Raw genomic sequence first — 24,064 nt, 5'->3', positions numbered from 1 at the left:
ACAGTGCTCGATGCACAATGCATAATTAATAATTAAATCTGTTAAAGTTTTTAGTATTTAAAAATTATATGAATTAAAAAGCTGGTGCAATTAGATTTAAACCTTCTGCTTCATTAAAACCTAAAATTATATTCATGTTTTGAATTGCTTGTCCGGCAGCACCTTTAATCATGTTATCTATAGTACTAATAATAATAATTTGATCTTCTCTATGATTTAAGTGTAGAGATATATGACAATCGTTTGTTAATCGTACGTTTTTTATTGAAGCTGTATCACCAAGTGGAAGTACATTTACGAAACGTTCATCTTTATAAAATTCTGTATATAGTTTATGAATTTCTTCAAGATCGACTTTATCTTTTGGAATGCAGTAAATTGTTGAAACTATGCCTCTATTAATTGGGAGTAGGTGAGGAGTGAATGTTACATTTACTTTATCTTCTGCCATAACAGATAATGTTTCCTCGATTTCAGGTGTATGTCTATGAGCACCTACTTTATATGGAGCAAAAGTTTCATTTTCTTCTGGAAAGTGAGTATTTAAAGTTAATCCTCTTCCAGCGCCTGTAGTTCCAGATTTAGAATCACAAATAATATTATCTAATTTTATTAATGAATTTTTAAGTAACGGCATTAGTCCTAATTCTATAGTTGTTGGATAACAACCAGGATTAGCAATTAAAGAACATTCTTTGATCTTATCTCTATTTAATTCTGGAAGGCCATAAACACTTTCTGTGTGTATTTCAGGTTGTGTGAATTTCTTTCCATACCACTTTTCATATTCTTTTTCGCTAGATAATCTAAAATCAGCACCCATATCAATACAGACCTTCTTGTTGTCTAGTGCTTTTTTAGCAATATCTTCACTTAATCCATGAGGTAGGGCGGTGAAGATTACATCACACTTTTCAACAACATCATGTGCAGACTCGCAAATTAGATTTGTTTTGCTTAAAAAATTTTTATATATATTGCTAATCTCTTGCCCCTCAAAAGAAACTGAACTTAAAGCTGCAACTTCAACCTTTGGGTGAGATAATAATAATCTTAAAAGTTCAGCGCCTACATATCCTGTGGCACCGATTATTCCGATTTTAACCAATTTTAAATAGCCCCCTTGTTTATTTGATTATTGCAAAATAATATTATTTATTTTCTGTATGTTAATTCTTAACTATAGTATTTCAATTGTCTATAAAATTTCGTGTTAGAAATTTCATAGACAATTGAAAGTTTTTATGAAGTAGAACTTGATTTAGAGGAGGATTTCCATCTGAATCTTAGTTAAACATATACCTCAAGGAATATTATAATGTACACTTAAGGCGTACTTAGCCTAAGACTTAGCAGCCGTTATCTGAGAATGTTACGGCTGCTATTATTATAAGGAAAAAAATATTAAATTTTTTCTTTATAATTACTAATCTTATTAGACTTCCTTATTTTCTGATATAAAATTTTTTAATGCTTCAATTTGAATTTTTACTGATTCTGTAGAAGGACCACCTATAACTTTACGCTCTTCTACGCAAGTAAGTAAATCTATAGCGTGGTAAATATCTTCTTCAAATGAAGGAGAAAAGCTCTTAAACTCTGCCATAGTTAATTCTTCAATCATTTTGTTATCTTTAATACATTGAAGGACTATTTCTCCGACTACTTCATGAGCATTTCTAAATGGCATACCTTTTTTTACCAAGTAATCAGCTACGTCTGTAGCATTAGTAAATCCAAGACCAGCACCTTTTCTCATATTTTCTTTCTTAACTTTCATTGTTTTAATCATTCCACAGAAAGTTTTAAGGGAAAGAATAACTGTATCTAATCCATCAAATAGAGCTTCTTTATCTTCCTGCATATCTTTATTATAAGCGAGAGGAATTCCTTTCATAACAGTAAGTAAAGTCATAAGATCTCCATAAACCCTACCAGTCTTACCTCTAACTAATTCTGCAACATCAGGATTTTTCTTTTGAGGCATAATACTGCTTCCAGTGCTATAACCATCATCAAGTTCGATAAAGCTAAATTCATTAGTACACCAAAGAATTATTTCCTCTGAAAATCTTGATAAATGCATCATTATCATTGAAAGGCAAGAAAGTGTTTCGATAGCATAATCTCTATCAGAGACAGAATCTAAACTATTTAGTGTAACCTTTGAAAAACCAAGATCACGAGCAACAGCTTCTCTATCAATAGGGTATGTGGATGTTGCTAGTGCTCCAGATCCAAGTGGCATCTCATCAACACGTTTATAGCAATCAGAAAGTCTTCCTAGATCTCTTTTAAACATTTCAGCATAAGCTAAAAGATGATGAGCAAATGTAATTGGCTGAGCCTTTTGCATATGAGTATATCCTGGCATTATTGTACCTATGTTTTCATTAGCTTTTTCTAAGAGAACTTCTTCCAAAGCTATTATATCTTGTTTTAATGATGTTATAGCTTTCTTTAAATATAATCTTAAATCTAAAGTTACTTGGTCATTTCTGCTTCTTCCAGTATGAAGCATTTTTCCATATTCACCAATGTAATATGTCAAAGTACCTTCAACAAAACTATGAATGTCTTCAGAAGTTTCATCAATTTCTATAACTCCATTATCCATTCTTTTTAATATTTCTAGAAGACCAGAAGTAATTCTATCACTAGCTTCCTTAGAAATTATATTTTGATTTCCAAGCATGGAAGCATGAGCTAGACTGCCTTCAATATCTTCTTTATACATTCTGCTATCAACATTTATAGAAGAATTAAAATCATTAACTAATTTGTCAGTGCCTTTTTTGAATCGTCCGCCCCAAAGCTTCATTACATTTCCTCTTTCTTAATTTTTTCTTGCATTTTAGCTTTTACAACTGTTGGAAGACCGTATAGATTAATGAATCCAGCAGAATCCTTTTGATCGTATACTCCATCTTCTCCGAAAGTTGCATATTCTTCGCTATATAGTGAGTATGGGCTAGTCATGCCGGCATTGACAATATTTCCTTTGTATAATTTTAATTTAATTTCTCCTGTAACTGTTTCTTGAGTTTTATTAACGAATTCAGTTAATGCTTCTCTAAGAGGAGTGAACCATTGACCGTTATATACTAAATCAGCAAATTTTAAAGCAATTTGCTCTTTATAATGAGCTGTTTCCTTATCTAAGCAAAGTTCTTCTAGATCTTTATGTGCTTTATAAAGAATAGTTCCTCCTGGAGTTTCATAAACACCTCTTGATTTCATACCAACAAGTCTGTTTTCTACCATATCAGTTATACCAATAGCATTTTCTCCACCGATTTTATTTAATTCATCTAGTAATTCAACGCTGTTCATTTTTTTGCCATTTAAAGAAACAGCAATTCCTTTTTCGAATAATAATGTTATATAAGTTGCTTCGTTTGGAGCTGCCTCTAAGGTTTTGCAAAGTTCTAAGATCTTATCATATTGTGGTTCATTTTCAGGAAATTCCAAATCTAAGCCTTCATGGCTTAAATGCCATATATTTTTATCCTTACTATAGTTTGTTTCACGATTGATTTTTAATGGAACATTTTTAGCCTCTGCATAATCTATTTCGTCTTCTCTTGATTTAATATCCCAAATTCTCCATGGAGCAATTATTGGCATTTCTGGAGCAAATGATTTAACTGCCATTTCAAATCTCACTTGGTCATTTCCTTTACCTGTGCATCCGTGACAAATTGCATCTGCTCCCTCTGCTTTAGCAATTTCAACTAACCTTTTTCCGATTATTGGTCTAGCAAATGAGGTCCCAAGAAGATATTTGCCTTCATATATAGCACCAGCTTGAATAGTAGGGAAGATATAATCATCAACGAACTCTTGAGTTAAATCTTCAATATATAATTTTGATGCTCCTGTTTTTATTGCTTTTTCTTCTAATCCATCAAGCTCGTCCTTTTGTCCTACATTTCCGCATACAGCAATTACTTCACACCCGTAATTTTCTTTAAGCCATGGGATAATAATCGATGTATCTAGTCCTCCTGAATAAGCTAAAACTACTTTGTTATATTTTATCATTTTAAAAGCCCTCCTAAATAATCATATAAAATGCATAAACATACATGCAATGCTATTTTCTTAAATATAATCAATAAATTAATCTGATTTATAATACCTAATTGATGTTTATAATTATACAGTTTTGCAAAAGAATAATCAAGTATAAAATGAAAAAATATTCATAAAAATATTAAAATATGCATTAATAAATAATGTTTATGCAGAAAAAACAATAATTTATGCAAATAGTACTGGCTTTTATGCATGAATTATTGTGGTGCATAATTGTGCGGATAAAGTGAATGTTTATATATGCGAAATTTTTGTATATATAATAAAAGTTTGCATGTCAATGTTCTATTAGAAAATATTCTCGAAATTTGGAGCTTGTAACTTCTTTAGATGATCAGTATTATGCTTTACTAAATGTAGAGATGTATGCGCTTCAGTTGAATCTTTATGAACAAGATATGTAGATAACCTTAAAGCTTCATTTAGCAAATTATCAAATTCTTGATGGCTAAGATAAAGAGATGTTAAAACATTATTATCTTGAATAGTATTTAATAATTCAAGAGACTGATAATAGGCATCCTCCATTTTGTCACTTGCGATATTAAGTTCGATATCTTCAGTTTGCATTTCAATATTATCGCATAAACTAATGACAGACTTATTTAAAAAATATACGCATGACATGGTTAGGAGAAACAAAAGTATTGATATTATAGCATTTCTCATTGCGCATCCTCCTTTTCGTATTTATCAAAAAGTTGATATTTAAATTTGCCTTCTGTATCATATAAAGCAATAAGGACATGCTTTATTGATTTAATATTGTGCTTTTTAAGTAGATTAGATATCCATTCTTCATCTTTATTCATGGAAGTTAGTGAGTTTTTATTTACTTCACCATCAGAAATTAATACTTTTGGCAATTTTGCTTCAGTATTTTGAGCAGTATTTCCTGAATTTGATGTATTAGAAGAATTATAATCTGTTGGTAATATAGATATTTGACCATCATTCTCTAAAATTGCATATTGAATTTCATCAAGATTAAAATAATTGGCAAGTCTTAACTCTTCTAGTAACTCATCTATATTTAATTGTTGCTTTTTTAGCGTTGAGTAATTAATTTTTCCTTTATGGACTAATATGCAGGGCTCTCCATCCACGAGCTTTCGGGTATATTGAAATTTTAATCCTATTTGTGTTAAAAGTGTTTTTAAAAATAGCAATGTTATAATTGGTATAATACCTAATAATAATGGGAGCCTTGTGTCTTGCATTGGCAATGATGCTAAGTCTGAAATCATAATAGTTATTACAAATTCATAAGGCTGAAGTTCTCCTATTTGCCTTTTTCCCATTAGCCTCATAGTTAATACAACCAATAAATATAAAATAGCAGTTCTGATTGATACTACAAACATTAAAAAATCACCTCGAAAATAATATTTGCAAAAATAAAATTAATATACGCACCATAGAAAAAAGCAGCTATGCTGCAACTAAGAACAGTTCACCATAGAAAAAAGCAGCCATGCTAAATAAGAACATTTCATGGTAAGTTTATAATTGGTATTTTATTTTATAGACTTAACAAAAAAGTTTATCTTTTTTGGAAATAGTGTATATAATATATTTGAAATGATTATTATGGTACCCAAATATTTGAATACAATTAGAATAAGAGACTTTACAGAGACGGAGAGCTTAATTTTCAAATTGTGAAATTAAAATCTAAAGGGATAATCAAATTATATAAAGGAAGGTTTGAATAGTATGGAGTGTAGAGGGATTGAATTTAAAGATAAGAAAATTAAAGCTAAAAAAGGACTGACTTTTTATGAATTAATTATGGGTAATTACAAAGATAGGGTTAAAGACATAGCTATATGCAAATTAAATGGAAGGTATTGTGAATTAACTGAAGTAATAGAGGATGATGGGGAAGTAGAATTAATAGGATTCGATACAGAACTTGGAATGAAAATATTCACAAGAACTTTACAGTTTATATTTATAAAGGTAGCATTGGATTTATTTCCAGAATCAAAGATAACAATAGACCATGCTATAAGTAAGGCAGTATATGGAGAAGTTCATAAGGAAAATCCATTAAGTAAAGGTGAAATTGATAAGATAAAGGTTAAGATGCAAGAAATAATAGATAGAAATGTACCAATTAAGAGTATGAGAACGTCAAAAGAAGAAGCTATTAAGATTTTTGAAGGATATAAGATGGATGATAAAGTTAAGCTTTTAAAGTATTGTGATATAAAGCATGTTCATCTTTATGAGCTTGAAGGACGGTATGATTATTTTTATGGTCCTATGGGATATTCAACAGGTATCATAAATAAATTTGATGTATTTAAGTATGAATCAGGATTCATTTTACAGAGGCCAGAAGAGACTAATCTAAGTGAATTAGCTGAATTTAGAGAAGAGAAGAGCTTAACAAAAATTTTCATAGAGACTCAAAGATGGCTAAACATTTTAGGAATTGAAGATGTCGGGACTCTAAATGAAAAAGTGCTTAACAATGAATTAAGAAATATAATTATGGTTTCAGAGGGGCTTCATGAAAAGAAAATAGCTAATATAGCTGATGATGTTTTAGATAGAAAAGATGTAAAAATCATACTTATCGCTGGCCCATCATCCTCAGGAAAAACCACTTTTGCGAATAGGTTAAGTATACAATTGAGAGTGAATGGATTGATACCTATACCATTGTCTTTGGATAACTATTTTGTAAATAGAGAAGAAACGCCGAAAGATGAGAATGGAGATTATAACTATGAATCAATTGATGCATTGGACTTGAGTTTGTTGAATGATAATTTGGAAAGGTTAATGAGTGGAGAGGAAGTGGACCTTCCTACTTATAATTTTAAAACTGGGGAAAAAGAATGGAATGACTATAAAGTTAAATTACCTAAAAATGGAGTTTTGATACTTGAGGGGATACATGGTTTAAATCCAAATTTAATTTCAAGCAATTTAAATAGGAATGTATTTAAAATATATATATCGGCATTGACACAGCTAAATATAGATAATCATAATAGAATTTCTACAACAGATGTACGAAAGGTGAGAAGAATAGTTAGAGATTCATTATCAAGAGGATATAAGGCCGAAGAAACTTTAAAAATGTGGAAATCTATAAAGAAAGGAGAAAAAAATAATATATTTGTTTATCAAGAAGGTGCGGATGTAGCATTTAATTCTACATTGGTTTATGAACTCGGAGTTTTAAAGCCATATGCATTAAAAGAGCTAGATGAAATAACGGAAGAAAGTTCAGTTTATTCAGAAGCTATAAGATTAAAATCGTTTTTGAACTTTTTCAAAGAGATTAATGTTGATGAAGTGCCAAAGAATTCTCTGTTAAGAGAATTTATCGGAGGATCAGCTTTTTATGAATATTAAATTAAGTATGTTATTTCACTAATATTATTATATAGAACTATAGATAAATTTGAACATTTATCTATAGTTCTTGTGTTCTTAAGATAAATTTATAATAGATAAAATATTAACAATGTTTCATTGTAAAAATAAGGATTAAAAGAAGAAAATAAGAAACAATAATTAGATATGAAATAAGATGCATTGGCAGTCAAGTAATTAAGAATGAATGAGCAAATAATATGTATTGATTTTAATTGTTATATTATTAACTAAGCTTGACACTATAAAGTAAATATGTGATACTAAATCTAACAAGAAAACAATTACATTGCAGTTCTGAAAAAATTTTAGAAATGTAGGCTATAGAGAAATAGAGAATAAAGCCACATAAAACTAAGTTTACTTAAGAAATCTTATGATTACCAAGTAAATTTAAAACTTATGTTTTAAACAGTTAGAAATATATGATTGTTTAAAATGTAAGGAGTTTTATGTGGCTATACTTATGGCCAAAATTACTTAATGTACATTGATTTAGAACTTTTAAATTAAATCAGTCATACTAAAATAAATTATGAATATTATGTAATGAGTTGTTTTCTAGTAATATTAACCGTTCTAAAATGTTAAAAAATAAACAAGTATTGTGAAGTAGAAGGGAGATAATGTTATGACAATTTTTTTTGCAGAGCTAGTAGGAACTTTATTACTTATTTTATTAGGTGACGGTGTTGTAGCCAATGTCGTATTAAAAAAATCAGGTGGATCAGGAGCAGGATTAATAGTAATTGCAATAGGATGGGCTTTTGCGGTAGGAATTCCAGCATTGATTTTTGGAAGTTATAGTGGGGCTCATTTTAATCCAGCATTAACAATTGCGTTAGCAGTAATAGGTAAAGTGGCATGGGCTCAAGTTCCGATTTATTTAGCTGGACAATGTATTGGTGCATTTTTAGGAGCAGTTTTGGTATTTATTGTTTATAATGATCAATTTAAAGCTACTGAAGATAAAGGAAGCAAACTTGGTGTATTTTGTACAGGCCCTCAAGTAAAGAATACTTCAATTAATTTTATAACTGAGCTTGTAGGAACATTTGTACTAGTTTATGCAATTTTAGGAATGGGAGATCAAAATCTATCAAATGGAATGGGAACATTGTTTGTAGCATTTTTAATTTTGGCTATTGGTGTAAGCCTAGGAGGCCCAACAGGATATGCAATTAATCCAGCAAGAGATTTAATGCCAAGAATCGCACATGCAGTATTACCTATACCTGATAAGGGAGATTCTAATTGGGGATATGCATGGATTCCTGTTGTTGCCCCAATTGTAGGAGGAACTTTAGCTGCATTATTTTATGTAATATTACATGGAATATTATAAAAGTTAATTAATAGTTAGAATTGACAGAGACAAACAACTATGTAATACTAAGAATAAAAAAGAAAACAATTACATGGGAGGGCCAATGAATATAAAAGAGTTATTAGAAGAAAATCCAATTATAGCAGCAGTAAAAAATGAAGAACAATTAAATCAGGCATTAGATTCAGAAGCTCAAGTTATATTTGTTTTATTTGGAGATGTAATGAATATTAAAGAGATAAGTGAAATTATAACATCTAGAAATAAAATAGGAATAATCCATATAGATTTAGTTGAAGGATTTACGAATAAGGAAATTGTTGTAAAGTATATTAAAGAAGAAACTAAATTTAGTGGAATAATAAGTACAAAGCCACAAGTTGTAAAACTAGCAAAAAAGTATAATTTACTAGGAGTTCAAAGAGTTTTTATATTTGATACACTTTCTTTAAACAATGTAAAAAATCATATGATTTCTGAATGCGATGCAATAGAGGTACTGCCGGGAATAATTCCAAAGGTAATTGAAATCATTTCAAAGTATTCTAGTAAGCCAGTCGTTGCTGGAGGACTAATTGAAACTAAGGAAGAGGTAATGCAGGCATTAAATTCAGGAGCAACATGCGTATCTACAACTAAAAAAGAAATTTGGAATATGTAGGCTGAAGAGAATTAGAGAATAAAGCCACATAAAACTGAATTTACTTGGGAAACACTTAATGGACTGAGTAAATTTAAAATTTGTACGAGGCAGTAAAAATAAATATTATTGCTTCTGTATAAATGGATGTTTTATGTGGCTTTAATTGTCGCTAAAATTACGTCTAGAACACTAACTCAATTTTTTAGGTCAACTATTTGTTAAATTCATTTCCTAAAATATAAATAATAAATTTAACCTTTTCTAGGTAAATATTAGAATATATAAATATTAGAAAGCAGGGTGTTTTTGTATGAAAAAGTATATATTAGCATTAGATCAAGGAACTACAAGCTCAAGAGCAATAATCTTTGATAAAGAACAAAATATATTAGGAGTGAGTCAAAAAGAATTTACTCAAATTTATCCAAACCAAGGATGGGTTGAACATAATCCTTTAGAAATATGGGCAAGCCAATATGGAGTTTTACAAGAAGTTATTGCAAAGACTAATATAACTCAAGAAGAAGTAGCAGCTATAGGAATTACTAACCAAAGAGAAACAACAATAGTTTGGGATAAAAATACTGGAGAACCAGTATACAATGCAATAGTATGGCAATGTAGAAGAACAGCAGGTATAATAGAAGAACTTAAACTAGACAAAGAATTTAGTGAATATGTAAAAGAAAATACAGGATTACTTTTGGACGCATATTTTTCAGCAACTAAAATAAAATGGATATTAGACAACGTAGAAGGTGCTAGAGAGAGAGCAGAGAAAGGTGAATTATTATTTGGTACAGTAGATACTTGGTTAGTGTGGAAACTTACAAATGGTAAGGTTCATGTAACAGATTATACTAATGCTTCTAGAACAATGCTTTATAATATAAAGGAATTAAGATGGGATGAAAGAATCCTAGAAAAGCTTAACATTCCAAAATCAATGTTACCAGAAGTTAAAAATTCATCAGAAGTTTATGGATACACAAATCTTGGAGGAACAGGAGGCGTTAGAGTTCCAATAGCAGGTATGGCAGGGGATCAACAATGCGCTCTATTTGGACAAACTTGTTTTGAAGAAGGTAGTGTTAAAAATACTTATGGAACAGGATGCTTCTTACTTATGAATACAGGAGAAAAAATGATTCATAGTAAAAATGGATTAGTAAGTACTATTGCAGTTGGTATAGATGGAAGAGTACAATATGCATTAGAAGGTTCAGTATTTGTTGGTGGTGCCGTTATTCAATGGATTAGAGATGAACTTAAGTTAGTTACTGATGCAGCAGATACAGAGTATTTTGCACAGAAAGTAGAAGACAATGGTGGAGTATATGTTGTTCCAGCATTTACAGGACTTGGAGCTCCATATTGGGATATGTATGCAAGAGGCGCTATCTTCGGACTTACAAGAGGTGCTAATAGAAATCATATAATAAGAGCTGCTCTTGAATCTATTGCATATCAATCTAAGGATCTTATAGATGCAATGCAAGAGGATGCAGGATGTAAATTAACAAGACTTAAAGTTGATGGTGGAGCAAGTAGAAATAATTTATTAATGCAATTCCAAGCTGATATAACAGGGGCAGAGGTTGTAAGACCTATTATAACTGAAACAACAGCTCTTGGTGCAGCATATTTAGCAGGACTTGCTGTAGGTTTCTGGAAATCAAAAGAAGAAATAGCTGAAAAGTGGGCTGTAAGTCAGTCTTATTCTCCAAACTTAGCAGAAGAGAAGAAAGAAAAATTATATAAAGGATGGAAAAAAGCCGTTAAGAGAGCAGAAGGCTGGGAAGAGGAATAGAATGATACTTTAATAAGTATTTATATATTTCAAATTAGCTTAACCTAATCACAAATTTTAAGAATTATAATGTACCCTAAATGTTTATACCATCTAGGGTACATAGTTTAAAGTAATATTTTAAAATAAAGTAGTGTTGTAGATTTTGGATAGTAAATAAAATTAAGAATTTAGGATGAGTAGTAGACAAGTATACATTTACATGATATAATGTATATATAATTTAAAATAAATGCTGAGAGAATATAGAGTCAAGCATGAAAACGTTGGTGGATTACACCTTGTTTTTTGCTTGACTTTTTTTATGCGCTATTAATAAGGAGGATGTAATATGTATGATGTAGCAATAATTGGATCAGGGGTTATTGGAAATTCTATTTTTAGGGAACTAACTAAGTATAATTTAAAAGTAGTTGTTTTAGAAAAAGAAAAAGATGTATCGATGGGAACAAGCAAAGCAAATTCAGCAATAGTTCATGCTGGATATGATCCTAAAGAAGGTACTTTAATGGCAAAATATAATGTAGCTGGAAATGAGATGTTTGAAGATCTTTGCAAAGAGTTAAGTGTACCTTTTAAGAGAAACGGATCTCTGATAATAGCTTTTAACGATGAAGATATGAAAACAGTACAAGCTCTTTATGAAAATGGGACAAAAATAGGCGTAAAAGATTTACAAATTTTAAGTAAAGAACAGGTTCTAGAAAAGGAACCAAACCTTAATCAAGAAATTTTTGGAGCTTTATATGCACCAACTGGTGGTATAGTAGGTCCGTTTGAATATACAATTGCACTAGCAGAAAATGCAGTAGCTAATGGAGGAGAAATTAAGCTAGAAAAAGAAGTTGTTGCGATAGAAAAAAATGATACATTCAAAATTACAACTAAAGATGGAGAAATAATAGAATCAAAATTTGTAATAAATGCAGCTGGACTTTATGCAGATAAAATTCATAATTTAGTTTGTAAGGAAAGCTTTAAGATAGTACCAAGAAGCGGAGAATACTTTGTAATGGATAAAACTCAGGGAAATGTAGTTAGCCATACAATATTCCAATGTCCATCAAAACTTGGAAAAGGGGTTTTAGTTACTCCAACTGTTCATGGAAATTTATTAGTTGGACCTGACGCCAGAGATATAGAAGATAAAGGCGATGTTGGAACACTAGCAGAAGGATTAAATGAAGTAAGAGACGCTTCAATGCGTACAACTAATAAAGTTAATTTTAGAGAAATAATAAGGAGCTTTGCAGGTCTTCGTGCTAATCCAGATACAGGTGATTTTATAGTAGAAGAAAATGATGAAGTCAAAGGTTTCGTAGATGTTGCCGGAATGAAATCACCTGGTCTTTCTTCAGCACCAGCTATAGCTCTTGATGTTGTAGAAATATTGAAAGAAGCAGGATGTAAGTTAGATAAAAAATCAGACTTTAAGGCAAAAAGAGAACAAATTCATTTTATGGAATTATCGGCTAAGGAAAAAGCTGAATTAATAAAGAAAAATCCGCAATATGGAAGAATGGTTTGTAGATGTGAAAGCATAACAGAAGGTGAGATTGTAGATGCAATAAAGAGAAGTATAGGGATACCATCCTTAGATAGTATTAAAAGAAGATGTAGACCAGGAATGGGAAGATGTCAAGGTGGATTCTGTGGACCAAGAGTTCAAGAAATAATAGCAAGAGAATGTAATGTCCCACTTGAAGATGTAGTTCAAGAAAAATCAGATTCATATATATTATTAGGTAAGACAAAATAGAAGGATGAGGTGTTATTATGAGTTATGAATTAATAGTAGTAGGTGGAGGACCAGCTGGTCTTGCAGCAGCATATGAAGCATATAATAGTGGAATTAAAAAAATATTGATTTTAGAAAGAGATAAAGAATTAGGTGGTATATTAAATCAATGCATTCATAATGGTTTTGGGCTTCATACTTTTAAGGAAGAACTTACAGGGCCAGAATATGCAGGAAGATTCATTGAAATGATTCAAGATACTAATGTTGAAGTTAAACTAGACACTATGGTATTAGAAATCGGAAAAGATAAAACTGTTTATGCAATAAATACAGAAGAAGGCTATATGGAACTCAAGGCCAAAGCTATAATTCTTGCAATGGGTTGCAGAGAAAGAACTAGAGGTGCTATAAATATTCCTGGTGATAGACCAGCGGGTGTATTTAATGCAGGTGCAGCCCAAAGATATATAAATGTAGAAGGATATATGCCTGGTAAAGAAGTCCTTATTTTAGGATCAGGAGATATTGGACTTATAATGGCTAGAAGAATGACTCTTGAAGGCGCTAAAGTTAAAGCTGTAGTCGAATTGTGTCCATATTCAAATGGATTAAACAGAAATATAGTACAATGTTTAAATGATTATGATATTCCTCTATATTTATCACACACAGTTGTAGATATTGTAGGAGATAAGAGACTTGAAAAAGTTGTAATAGCAGAAGTTGATGAAAATAAGAGACCTATTAAAGGAACTGAGAAAGAATTTGATGTAGATACACTACTACTATCAGTTGGATTAATTCCAGAAAATGAAATATCATTTAATGCCGGACTTGAACCTGATAGAAGAACTAATGGTTTAATTGTTAATGAGAGTATGGAAACTTCAGTAGAAGGAATATTTGCATGTGGTAATGTAGTTCATGTTCATGACTTAGTTGACTTTGTAACTCAAGAGTCAAAACACGCAGGTTTTTCTGCTGCTAAGTACATTAAGGGTGAACTTAAGAAAGACAAATATGTAAACATAATAAATGGTGCAAATATAAATTATACAGTGCCACAAAAAGTTAATGCAGAAGCTGTTGATGATAAACTAACTGTATTTATGAGAGTAAATAACATATATCATAATAAGGCATTAGTTGTAAGATGCAATGATGAAGTTATAGCTAAATTTAAAAGAGCTCACTTAGCACCATCAGAAATGGAAAAGGTAGTTTTAAGTAAGGTGCTATTAGAGAAAGTTAAAGGTGATATAACAATATCATTAGAGGATGGTGAATAAAATGGAAAAAGAATTAATTTGTATATGTTGCCCTAAGGGATGTCATTTAAAAGTAGATGCTGAAAATAAAAGTGTACAAGGTAATGGCTGTAATAGAGGTATTGAGTATGGAATAAATGAAGTTACAAATCCAGTACGAGTAATAACTTCTACTGTTAAAGTAGACAATGGAGAATTACCAGTAGTACCTGTTAAAACAAATAATCCAATTCCTAAGGGACTTAATTTCAAATGCATGGAAGAAATAAATAAAGTGACAATAAAGGCTCCTGTTAAAATAGGAGATGTTGTAATAAAAGATGTTCTTGGAACTGGCGTTGATATAGTTGCGACAAGAAATATACATGAAAAATAGAAACTAATAAAAGTTTGGTTAAAGCATCATCAATATTTAATATTGATGATGCTTTTATTATGGATTATAGTTTATAAATTATAATCCATAATAATAATTACATTTAAATTTCTAGTGGGCCAAGTGCTAATTTAAGATTAATATGTAGAAACTAAATTGAAACATATATATGTAATCAAATTTATGATATTATTTTAGATAGAAAAAGCTAGGAGTATAAATATATTAATAAAGAAAAACTAATTATATATAATAAATAAAAGGGAGGATATTTCTCACAATGAAAGGGATAGGAGTTTTCGATATTTTAGGGCCTATTATGATAGGACCCTCAAGTTCACATACAGCAGGTGCAGCGAGACTTGGTAAGATAGCAAGAAGTATAGCAGGTGGAGATGTATCAGAGGTGACATTTTTACTACATGGTTCATTTGCTAAAACATATAAAGGTCATGGAACAGATAGGGCTTTAGTTGCTGGTATTTTAGGAATGGAACCAAGCGATGAAAAACTTAGGTATTCTATGGAGATAGCAAAAGAAAAAGGTGTTAAATTTTTATTTAAGGAGGCAGAATTAGGGGATGTGCATCCTAACACAGTAAAATTCATTATAAAAACAATTGATGGGAAGTATTGTGAAGTTATGGGATCATCAATTGGTGGCGGAAATATTCAGGTTATAGAAGTTAATAATAATAAGGTTGATTTTACTGGAATGTATGAAACTTTAATAATAGCTCATAAAGATGCGCCAGGTGTAATTAATAGTGTTACAAGTATATTATATAGTGAAAATATAAATGTAGCTTTTATGAGAGTTTTTAGGCAGCAAAAAGGGCATGAAGCTATAATGATTTTTGAGATGGACAATAAAGTGAATAATATTTTAATAGAGAAAATTAAGAAAATAGAATTAGTACATAATGTAATCTCAATAAGCCCAGCAAAGGAAGGTGAATAATAATGTTTGCAAAAACAGGTACGGAATTGTTAGAAATATGTGAAAAACATAATATTTCATTAAGTGAATATGCAATAAGATATGAGGTAGAAGAAAAAGGATTGTCAAGAGACGAAGTAATAGAGAAAATGAGGAAAAATTTGAGCGTTATGATTTCGGCTGCTAATGAGGCAATGGAAAAAGAAGTTTATTCTGTTAGCGGATTAATTGGTGGAGATGCTTTTAAGATACATAATTATGCTAGGAGAGGAAAAACTTTGACAGGTGATGTAACTAATATAGCTATGGCTATGGCACTTTCTTCATCTGAGGTTAATGCTTCTATGGGCAAGATAGTTGCATGTCCAACGGCTGGTTCTTGTGGAATATTACCAGCAGTAATTTTAAGTGCTGGAGAAAAACTTGGATTAGATGAAGAAGGACTTATAAATGGATTATTTGCCGCAGCTGCTGTAGGAATGATTATTGGATTAAATGCAACACTAGCAGGAGCAGAAGGTGGATGTCAGGCAGAATGTGGGTCAGCTTCCGCAATGGGAGCAGCTGCTGTTATTGAGATGATGGGAGGAACTCCTGAGATGAGTTTAGATGCAGCAGCCATAGTAATTAAAAATGTACTTGGCCTTGTTTGTGATCCAGTTGCGGGACTTGTTGAAATACCATGTGCCAAGAGAAATGCACAAGGAGCAATAACTGCTTTATGCATGGCAGATATGGTAATGGCAGGTGTAGCTTCAAAAATACCATTTGACGATACGGTAAGTGCTATGTATAAGGTAGGAAAAAGCTTGCCAGAATCACTTAGAGAAACAGCTTTAGGCGGAATAGCTGTAACTAAAACAGGACTAAAGCTTAAAGAACAGGTATTTGGAAAGAAATAATGCACATATTAAAGTATTGTATAGAACTTAAAGTAAATTGACAAACAATCGAAATAGAATACATGAATTCTATTTCTTTATTTATCCATCACTTCAAGTATTTAATATATGCCTTTGGTTATTTCGGACATAGATACCGAACCTAAAGTAAAATATATATTTTTAATTATAGTCTACACTAGAAAGGAAGTTCATTCTTTTGTAGAAGTGTTACATTGAGTTTTTAGCTGTAGATATTTCCTTAGTAAAAGTTGTTTCATTTATTGATTGTCACGAGCTTGCCTCGGGAGCATGCAGAAATGGTGCAACTTCTTCTAATGGAAATTAAAAGCTAAATACTCCAGAAACCTGGAACAAATGAATGATATTCCTTTCAGTATTTACGTATATAACTTTAAGTTTACTTTAGGTATCTAGTGATTAATAATACCTTACGAAGGTGTCTTTGGGATTTTTATATTTCTTTGTATAAATTTACTTCCCCATTGCCTACACGAAGTTCACCTAGTAAAGGAACTATTCTTGTAAAATGCTCACTGTTGTTATGCAAATTGATTGCTTTTTCGTCTTTCCATTCTTCTATGAAGGTGAATATAGAACTATCATTAATATCTTGAAACAAGCCATATGAGATACAGCCTTCTTCTTTTCTACTTTTATCAATTAACTCTTCCGCAAGGCTTAGATATTTTTCTGTTTGTTCATTTTTTATAACACTTCTGGCCACTATTTTTATCATATTGATCCTTCTTTCTATAATATTTATTAAAATTAGTATATCACTTAATTAAGAAATATTTTAACTTTATTGGTAATAGATTATATGGAAGAATTTAGTGCATATATAAACTTACGATAGATAGACCAATTATAATCAATACTTATGCGTATAGCTCACCGAAACGAATAATATACTTTTGTTCCAGTTTCCAGGTAATTCTGATGGGTGATTCTAAGGCTATAAAGTTGAACCCAAAGTGCTAGCCTCAAAGAACAAGCTTTGAACTAGCACATTTGGAACAACTTATAGCCAAAGAATCACATCCATCAAAATCACCAATGAAACATTAAACAAAAGTATATTACTCATTTCTAGTTGGAGGATATTTCATAGTCTAAGTATAGTTTATGATTATGTTATCTATAATATGTTGCAATAATAAATTCTTATTTAAAGATCTATTAATCTAAGGATTTAATTAAGGCCAGAATGTAGAAATTTAATTACAATAATATATGCAAATTTCTTAATTTATTGTTCCAGTATATGAATTTGTATATAATTAACTATAAAATTACTAAACTAACTATAGTATAATATGTTGAAATAAGCTATCTATATAAAAATGTCTAAAAAGATTTATAAATAATTTTGATTGCAAATTATTGACCTAAAAGACTTTTGAAATTAAGAAAAGCTATTTTATTAATAGAGGAGAGGAATTTAATGAACTTAGGAGCAAGAGATCAGATTACTATTCTTATAGTTGATGATGAAAAAAGTATAGTGGACTTTATTAAAATGGGGTTAGAAGGTGAAGGGTATTTAGTATATGAAGCATATGATGGGAATGAAGCAATAGAGCTAGCAAGAAAAATAAATCCTAATATAGTTATATTGGATATTATGCTGCCAGGAATGGATGGATATGAGGTATGTTCAATTATTAAGAAGTCTATAAAAACATCAGTTATTATGCTAACAGCATTAGATGAAGTTGATGATAAGGTAAAAGGGTTGGATATTGGAGCTGATGATTATATGGCAAAACCTTTTAGCTTCAAGGAGCTTTTAGCACGCATTAATGCGAGGATAAGAAATAGTTTTCCGGAGCTAAGCGATATTACTTATATAGGAAATTTTAAAGTGGATGATAAAGCTCATGAAATAACCTATCGTGAAAAAGTATTAGATCTACCTCCAACCCAATACAATTTGTTAAGTTTTTTACTTATGAATAATGGAATAGCATTGAGCAAATCGCTTATACTTGAAAAAGTATGGGGATATGATTTTAATGGAGAAGATAATATTGTTGAAGTATACATAAGGTACTTAAGAGATAAGATTGGAGACAAAGATCATAATATCATTAAAACTGTCCGAGGTGTTGGATATAAGATGGTGGCACAATGAAAAAATTAAGAAATAAATTAAAAATAAAGAGTTTGAAATGGCAATTGTTGTTTAGGTTTCTTGTGATATTAATTTTATTATTGGGAATTATGGGACTTTTTCAGTATATAAGTATGAAAAATTATTTATACAAAACAAAGGTGCAAGTACTTCATGAGAGGTTTCATAATCTAGACTTTAAGAAAATGTCAAAAGAAAATATGGAGGATATAACTGAAAGTGATACTAAAGAAATTTTAAAGAATTTATGGGATAAAAATATGAGTGTAGCTCTAATAAATAAAAATGGAGAGCTGTTAGGTCAAAGAAGCAATATAGATACACCTAGAGATGATGATGACGGCGACGATGATTCAAAGGAGCCAGATGAGCTAAAGAGGAAAGAGGTACCAGTACCGGTGCTTTCTAGAGAGAAATATATAGAGATTTGTAATGAACAAGGGAATTTAGAACATACATATGAAGTAGTAAGAGATGAAAACAATAATTATCAAATGGTTGCATGGATAAAAGTTGGGGATTTAGATTCACCATCAGGGTTAATACAGCTGAGTACACCAATAGACGATATTACAAGTATCTTAGATAGGCAAGAGTATGTGCATATTAGTCTTTCGATTATGATTCTCATAGTGGGAACAATACTTGGAATCACTATTTTTAATCGAACATTGAAGCCGTTATATAAGATAACTGATACTGTGGAAGGAATAAGTGTAACTGATCTTCATACAAGACTAACGGAAGAAAGTGGTCAATTAGAAATTAATAGATTATCAAAATCCTTTAATATTATGCTTGAAAGAATAGAGGCATCATTTGAAAAAGAACAGCTTATCAAAGAAAAAATGAGACGATTTGTATCTGATGCATCACATGAATTACGTACACCACTAACTTCAATTCATGGTTTTGTTGAAGTATTATTAAGAGGGGCAGCAAAAAATCAGGAAAAATTAGATTTGGCTTTAAACAGCATATTGATGGAAAGTGAAAGGCTTGCAAAATTGGTAAATGACCTTCTAATGTTAACTAAATTAGATCAGAAGCCAATTGTTGAAATAAACAAGGAAAATTTAGATGATGTTATAAATGAAATAGTCCCTCAACTTCAAATACTTTCTAGAAATCGGACTTTAAACTTAAATCTGAAGAATAATATATATGTATATATAAATAAAAATCAAATTAAACAAGTCATATTTAACATAACTCAAAATGCTGTAATTCATACTGATAGAAACAAAGGTATTATAACAATTTCTACAGATATAGAAAATTACCAAAATAAAACTTTTGCAGTTTTAAAGATTTCTGATAATGGAGCTGGCATACCTAAAGAACATTTAGATAAAATATATGATAGATTTTTCAGAAGTGATTTTCACAGAGCTAGGGAACAAGGGGGATATGGATTGGGTCTCTCTATAGTAAAATCAATAATTGATAGCAATCGTGGAAAAATTAGAGTAGAAAGTGAGCTTGGAGTTGGGACAACATTCTCAATATATTTAAAATTAGAAAATAAGGCAGATGAATTTGATATTTTTTGATTGTGCCCAAATAAGAAAAGATGTTACAAAATAGATTTATTATATTATTTTGTAACATCTTTTTTAGTATATATCGTTATTCTATTGATTAAAATATCAACGCATCTTTAGTTTAAGATATCGCTAAGAAAATCTGGGTGAGTAGTCTTAAATAGTTCTCAGCAAATTCTAAGCTTTAACTAAGGATACATTAAGACTTTTTTGTTATAATTCCAACAATGAGGAAATTTATATATTTTAGGTAGGTGGGGATTATTATAAGTACAGTAAGTATTTTTATATTAATGATTGTGATAATAATAGTTATTTTATTTTTTATATTTGTGACTGGTAAAATTGAAAAACATGAAGCAACTAGGAGCAGTTATGCTCTTGGAACTTTGATCAACTTAAGAGCAAATGGAAATAAAGCTAAAATGGCAATAGATAAAGCGCTAGAAAGGTTAAACCAAATTGATGATAGAATGTCAGCTTTCAAAGAAAGTAGTGATATATCAAAAATAAATTTTAATGCAGGAAATAAGGGAAAGAAAGTAAATAATGATACTTATTTTGTAGTTAAAAAAGCCATAGAATACAGTAAAGTTTTAGAAGGTACTTTTGATCCTACAATAAGGCCATTAGTAAAGTTATGGAGCATAGGTACAAAAGAAGAAAAAGTTCCAGAAAAATCTCAAATAGAGAAAACATTAAAACTTGTAAATTACAATGATGTTATTTTTGATGACAAAAATAATTCAATAATGCTAAAACATGATAAGCAAGCTTTAGATGTCGGAGGTATTGCAAAAGGATTTGCAGCTGATGAAGTAAGAGATATTTTTTATCAGTATAATATTAAAAGTGCATTAATTGATTTAGGTGGAAACATTTTTGCTCTTGGAAGTAAGGAAGACGGTTCAGCTTGGAAAGTTGGAATTCAAAACCCATTTAAGCCTAGGGGAGAATTTATAGGAATATTAAGCGTAAAAAATAAATCAATAGTAACCTCAGGCAATTATGAAAGATATTTTATAAAAGATGGAAAGAGATTTCATCATATAATTGACCCTAAAACAGGATACCCATCTGAAAGCAAAATTATAAGTGCAACTATTATATCAGATAATTCAATTGAAGGAGATGGCTTATCAACTGGTGTTTATATAATTGGTATTGATAAAGCTATGAAGATTATAGAAACTATAGAGGGCATTGACGCTATATTTATTACAGAAGATAAGAAAATATATAAAACATCAGGTATTGATGAAAGTATTTTTACATTAACAGATAGTGAATTTTTTTAGCTATTGTGTCTGGAGCTAAATATAGAGGTAAGGGCATAATTGAGGAAATAAGAAAGCTTTAAATCAAGCAAAATGATAAGAAGAGATAATACCGATTGAAACAAACCTCGTTAAGTTGGAATATAACTTATTAGCAGGGATAAATTCAATTTGTACTATCTTTTTTTAGTTAGATTTTTCGTACAATTTAGCCTTTTCCTTAATTCTAAAATGTTTTAATTGCCATTTCTCAGCGAATTCTCAGCTTAGATTAAGGGCGCATTAAGGTTCTATTGCTATAATTCACTTAATTAAAGAAATTGCAATAGCAGATAATGAAGTGAAAATAATATTTCTATTGGAAATTAATTGGAAAAATATGATTAATGATAATTAACATAAAAAATTATTATTGCTAAATATAGAGAGTTAGAAAAGGGGAAAGAAACATGGTAAGTAAAATAAAAAAATCGCAGATTATAAGGCATATTATACAATTGATTGCATTTATTCTGTTACCAGGTCTTTATTCAATGACATTCAGTGAAGTAAAAACTGTATATCAAATGATTATCAATGGTAATGTTAACTTTTTGGAAGCATTACCAAGCTTAATAGAATTTATAGCTATTATGCTTTTGACTATAGTATTAGGAAGATGGTTCTGCGGTTGGATATGTGCATTTGGTGCATATAATGACTTAATATATTTTATATCAAAAAAAATATTCACAATAAAGTTTAGAGTAGATGAAAAAGTTGATTCTATACTTAAGTATTTCAAATATTTAGTATTACTTTTTATAATAGCTATTTCATGGACTATGGGAAGCAGTATACTGGAAAGCACAAGCCCTTGGGATGTATTTGGTCAAATAACTGATGTATCTACTATTTTTTCGAATTTACTTGTTGGATTGATATTTTTAATATTAATCACAATAGGATCAGCGTTTATTGAGAGGTTTTTCTGCAGATATCTATGCCCTTTAGGTGCAATATTCTCTATTATTTCTAAGATTGGAATAGTTAAGATTAATAAGCCAAAAGCTGATTGTGGTAAATGTAGAGCCTGCACAATGAATTGTTCAATGGGGTTACCGCTCTATAAGGTAAATTGTGTCAAAGGTGGAGATTGTATAAATTGCTTAAAATGTACTGAAGTATGTTACAGAAATAATGCTAATGTAAATGTACTTGGAAGAGATTTAGATGCTAAGTTAACAGGATCAGTAGCTATGGCTACATTTTTAGGTATATATGGATTCACTAACTTCGCCGGCAATGCAGTAACTAAATCTGGAATTGCAGCTAAGAGTAATGCAGTTTCAAGCAATTTAAATTCACAAACAGAATCTGCACCAGAAAGTTCAAAATTAAATCATGAAACTACAAGTTCAAATACAGTTCAAAATAATGCAAGTGAATATAAAGATGGGACATACACAGGAAGTGGAACAGGATATAGAGGAGGAACAACTAAGATTTCTGTAACTGTGTCTGATGGAAAAATATCAAGTATACAAGCTATATCCAATCAAGATACTCCAAAGTTTTATCAAAGAGCAGAGGGTACTATAATTAAGAGCATAATTTCAAAACAATCAACATCAGTGGATACTGTATCTGGAGCAACTTATAGTTCGAAGGGTATCATGAGTGCGGTAACAAATGCTTTGAATGAAGCAAAATAATAAAATATACTTGACGTTTGAAACTTAATGGTATAACCTTTAAATTGTGAAAGAAAATTTTGTAATTGAATAACTAGGGGAGCTAATATTTTGGCTGAGATTGGAAAGATTGATTTCCTAGACTCTTATAACCTGATTTGGATAATACCAGCGTAGGGAAGTATATTAATATTATTTGTGTAAGTATTGATATGATTTGTGCATGATTTATTGATGTATCCCTTGTGGATACATTTTTTTTATGCAAAATAATTAACTTCTTTTAAGGTTAATCAATTTAAACGTCATTGTAAAGGTGATTTAGTAAATTTATTTCACATTAAAAAGTAAGTTTATTGATTTTATTATTAAAGGAGTGAATTTTAATGAAAGAAAAGAGTAAAGCACAGAAGATGGCGTTAAGTGGCGTGTTAATCGGTATTTCTGTTATTTTTGGAACATTTTCAATACCGATTGGAGCTGCTAAAATATCTCCAATACAACATTTCGTAAATGTAGTTGGAGCAATAACACTTGGGCCAGTATATGCTCTTATGAATGCATTTGTGACATCTCTAATAAGAAATTTTATGGGAACAGGAAGTTTATTGGCCTTTCCAGGAAGCATGGTAGGAGCATTACTTGCAGGAATTCTTTATAAAAAATTTAGAAAGCCAGGTATTGCAGTAATTGGAGAAATAATTGGAACTGGAATATTAGGAGCATTATTAGCTTATCCTATAGCTACAATGGTGTTAGGAAAACAAGTTGCGGTTTTTGTATATGTTGTTCCGTTTATATCAAGTTGCAGTGTTGGAGCGATTATAGCGTACTTTTTTATAAAAGTTCCTGTCATTAAAAAAATACTAGTAGATAATGAGTTTCAAGTAAAGGGAGAAGCAACTAATAACATAGATAAGATTTAAATGAAATAT

20 protein-coding genes and 1 riboswitch are annotated in these 24,064 nt (G+C 30.3%); of the genes, 14 read left to right on the top strand and 6 right to left on the bottom strand.

Translation table 11 applies throughout. From position 1 onward, the window contains the following. Window positions 1–73: 73 nt before the first annotated feature. The 5 genes from argC to KEC93_RS22595 all read right to left on the bottom strand — a co-directional run bounded on the left by argC (window position 74) and on the right by KEC93_RS22595 (window position 5,462). Window positions 74–1,108 carry an N-acetyl-gamma-glutamyl-phosphate reductase gene (gene argC / locus KEC93_RS22615; RefSeq protein WP_023973892.1) on the bottom strand — a complete coding sequence of 345 codons (1,035 nt, stop codon included), beginning with the start codon at window positions 1,106–1,108 and terminating at the stop codon, window positions 74–76. 327 nt (window positions 1,109–1,435) lie between these two features. Continuing rightward, entirely contained in the window at window positions 1,436–2,821 is a 1,386-nt protein-coding gene (gene argH / locus KEC93_RS22610; protein ID WP_023973891.1) for an argininosuccinate lyase, read from the bottom strand. Further along, a complete protein-coding gene (locus tag KEC93_RS22605) occupies window positions 2,821–4,044 on the bottom strand; it encodes an argininosuccinate synthase (RefSeq protein WP_077867877.1) in 1,224 nt (407 codons plus the stop codon). The genes argH and KEC93_RS22605 overlap by 1 nt, the downstream gene beginning before the upstream one ends. Before the next feature lie 342 nt (window positions 4,045–4,386). Beyond that, window positions 4,387–4,767 carry a DUF4363 family protein gene (locus KEC93_RS22600; RefSeq protein ID WP_017211156.1) on the bottom strand — a complete coding sequence of 127 codons (381 nt, stop codon included), beginning with the start codon at window positions 4,765–4,767 and terminating at the stop codon, window positions 4,387–4,389. After that, window positions 4,764–5,462 (bottom strand): DUF421 domain-containing protein, encoded by a 699-nt coding sequence (locus KEC93_RS22595; protein WP_017211155.1) that lies wholly within the window; start codon window positions 5,460–5,462, stop codon window positions 4,764–4,766. The genes KEC93_RS22600 and KEC93_RS22595 overlap by 4 nt, the downstream gene beginning before the upstream one ends. Window positions 5,463–5,814: 352 nt before the next feature. Here KEC93_RS22595 and KEC93_RS22590 point away from each other — a divergent pair, with 352 nt between their 5' ends. From KEC93_RS22590 to sdaAA, 9 genes are all read left to right on the top strand, one after another. Further along, on the top strand, window positions 5,815–7,470 hold the full coding sequence (locus KEC93_RS22590) for a nucleoside kinase (protein ID WP_077867876.1): 1,656 nt from the start codon (window positions 5,815–5,817) through the stop codon (window positions 7,468–7,470). Window positions 7,471–8,122: 652 nt separating this feature from the next. Beyond that, window positions 8,123–8,836 carry an MIP/aquaporin family protein gene (locus KEC93_RS22585; protein ID WP_023973888.1) on the top strand — a complete coding sequence of 238 codons (714 nt, stop codon included), beginning with the start codon at window positions 8,123–8,125 and terminating at the stop codon, window positions 8,834–8,836. An 85-nt stretch (window positions 8,837–8,921) separates the two neighbouring features. Further along, entirely contained in the window at window positions 8,922–9,479 is a 558-nt protein-coding gene (locus tag KEC93_RS22580; RefSeq protein WP_012060666.1) for a glycerol-3-phosphate responsive antiterminator, read from the top strand. Window positions 9,480–9,771: 292 nt separating this feature from the next. Beyond that, entirely contained in the window at window positions 9,772–11,271 is a 1,500-nt protein-coding gene (glpK, locus tag KEC93_RS22575) for a glycerol kinase GlpK (RefSeq protein WP_039769980.1), read from the top strand. Window positions 11,272–11,602: 331 nt separating this feature from the next. Beyond that, window positions 11,603–13,030: an NAD(P)/FAD-dependent oxidoreductase gene (locus KEC93_RS22570; protein ID WP_039769982.1), complete on the top strand. Its 1,428-nt coding sequence runs from the start codon at window positions 11,603–11,605 to the stop codon at window positions 13,028–13,030. A 17-nt stretch (window positions 13,031–13,047) separates the two neighbouring features. Then, a complete protein-coding gene (locus tag KEC93_RS22565) occupies window positions 13,048–14,301 on the top strand; it encodes an NAD(P)/FAD-dependent oxidoreductase (RefSeq protein WP_012060663.1) in 1,254 nt (417 codons plus the stop codon). 1 nt (window position 14,302) lies between these two features. Then, window positions 14,303–14,656, top strand: coding sequence for a DUF1667 domain-containing protein (locus KEC93_RS22560; protein WP_023973886.1), 354 nt, complete (start codon window positions 14,303–14,305; stop codon window positions 14,654–14,656). Window positions 14,657–14,936: 280 nt separating this feature from the next. Then, window positions 14,937–15,617 (top strand): L-serine ammonia-lyase, iron-sulfur-dependent subunit beta, encoded by a 681-nt coding sequence (sdaAB, locus tag KEC93_RS22555; RefSeq protein WP_023973885.1) that lies wholly within the window; start codon window positions 14,937–14,939, stop codon window positions 15,615–15,617. Window positions 15,618–15,619: 2 nt separating this feature from the next. Beyond that, window positions 15,620–16,498: an L-serine ammonia-lyase, iron-sulfur-dependent, subunit alpha gene (gene sdaAA / locus KEC93_RS22550; RefSeq protein WP_023973884.1), complete on the top strand. Its 879-nt coding sequence runs from the start codon at window positions 15,620–15,622 to the stop codon at window positions 16,496–16,498. Between the two features lie 454 nt (window positions 16,499–16,952). Here the strand turns inward: sdaAA and KEC93_RS22545 are convergent, their stop codons facing one another. Next, window positions 16,953–17,237, bottom strand: a complete 285-nt coding sequence (locus KEC93_RS22545) for a putative quinol monooxygenase (RefSeq protein WP_039769984.1) — start codon at window positions 17,235–17,237, stop codon at window positions 16,953–16,955. A 708-nt stretch (window positions 17,238–17,945) separates the two neighbouring features. On the opposite strand from KEC93_RS22545, the gene KEC93_RS22540 reads away from it, so the two are divergent. From KEC93_RS22540 to thiW, 5 genes are all read left to right on the top strand, one after another. Next, a complete protein-coding gene (locus tag KEC93_RS22540) occupies window positions 17,946–18,635 on the top strand; it encodes a response regulator transcription factor (RefSeq protein ID WP_077867875.1) in 690 nt (229 codons plus the stop codon). Then, complete coding sequence (locus KEC93_RS22535) at window positions 18,632–20,188, top strand: sensor histidine kinase (protein ID WP_077867874.1); 1,557 nt, start codon at window positions 18,632–18,634, stop codon at window positions 20,186–20,188. The genes KEC93_RS22540 and KEC93_RS22535 overlap by 4 nt, the downstream gene beginning before the upstream one ends. Window positions 20,189–20,472: 284 nt before the next feature. Beyond that, entirely contained in the window at window positions 20,473–21,477 is a 1,005-nt protein-coding gene (locus KEC93_RS22530; protein WP_023973882.1) for an FAD:protein FMN transferase, read from the top strand. Between the two features lie 428 nt (window positions 21,478–21,905). Beyond that, a complete protein-coding gene (locus tag KEC93_RS22525) occupies window positions 21,906–23,150 on the top strand; it encodes a 4Fe-4S binding protein (protein ID WP_077867873.1) in 1,245 nt (414 codons plus the stop codon). Window positions 23,151–23,215: 65 nt separating this feature from the next. After that, window positions 23,216–23,326, top strand: a riboswitch (TPP riboswitch). Between the two features lie 189 nt (window positions 23,327–23,515). Continuing rightward, a complete protein-coding gene (gene thiW / locus KEC93_RS22520) occupies window positions 23,516–24,055 on the top strand; it encodes an energy coupling factor transporter S component ThiW (RefSeq protein ID WP_017211136.1) in 540 nt (179 codons plus the stop codon). The last annotated feature ends 9 nt before the right edge of the window (window positions 24,056–24,064 follow it).

It is taken from the genome of Clostridium beijerinckii, assembly GCF_018223745.1.
GTDB classification, from domain to species: Bacteria; Bacillota; Clostridia; order Clostridiales; family Clostridiaceae; genus Clostridium; species Clostridium beijerinckii.
The sequence above is the reverse complement of the archived record's forward strand: the minus strand, read 5'-3'. Positions and strand labels throughout refer to the sequence as shown.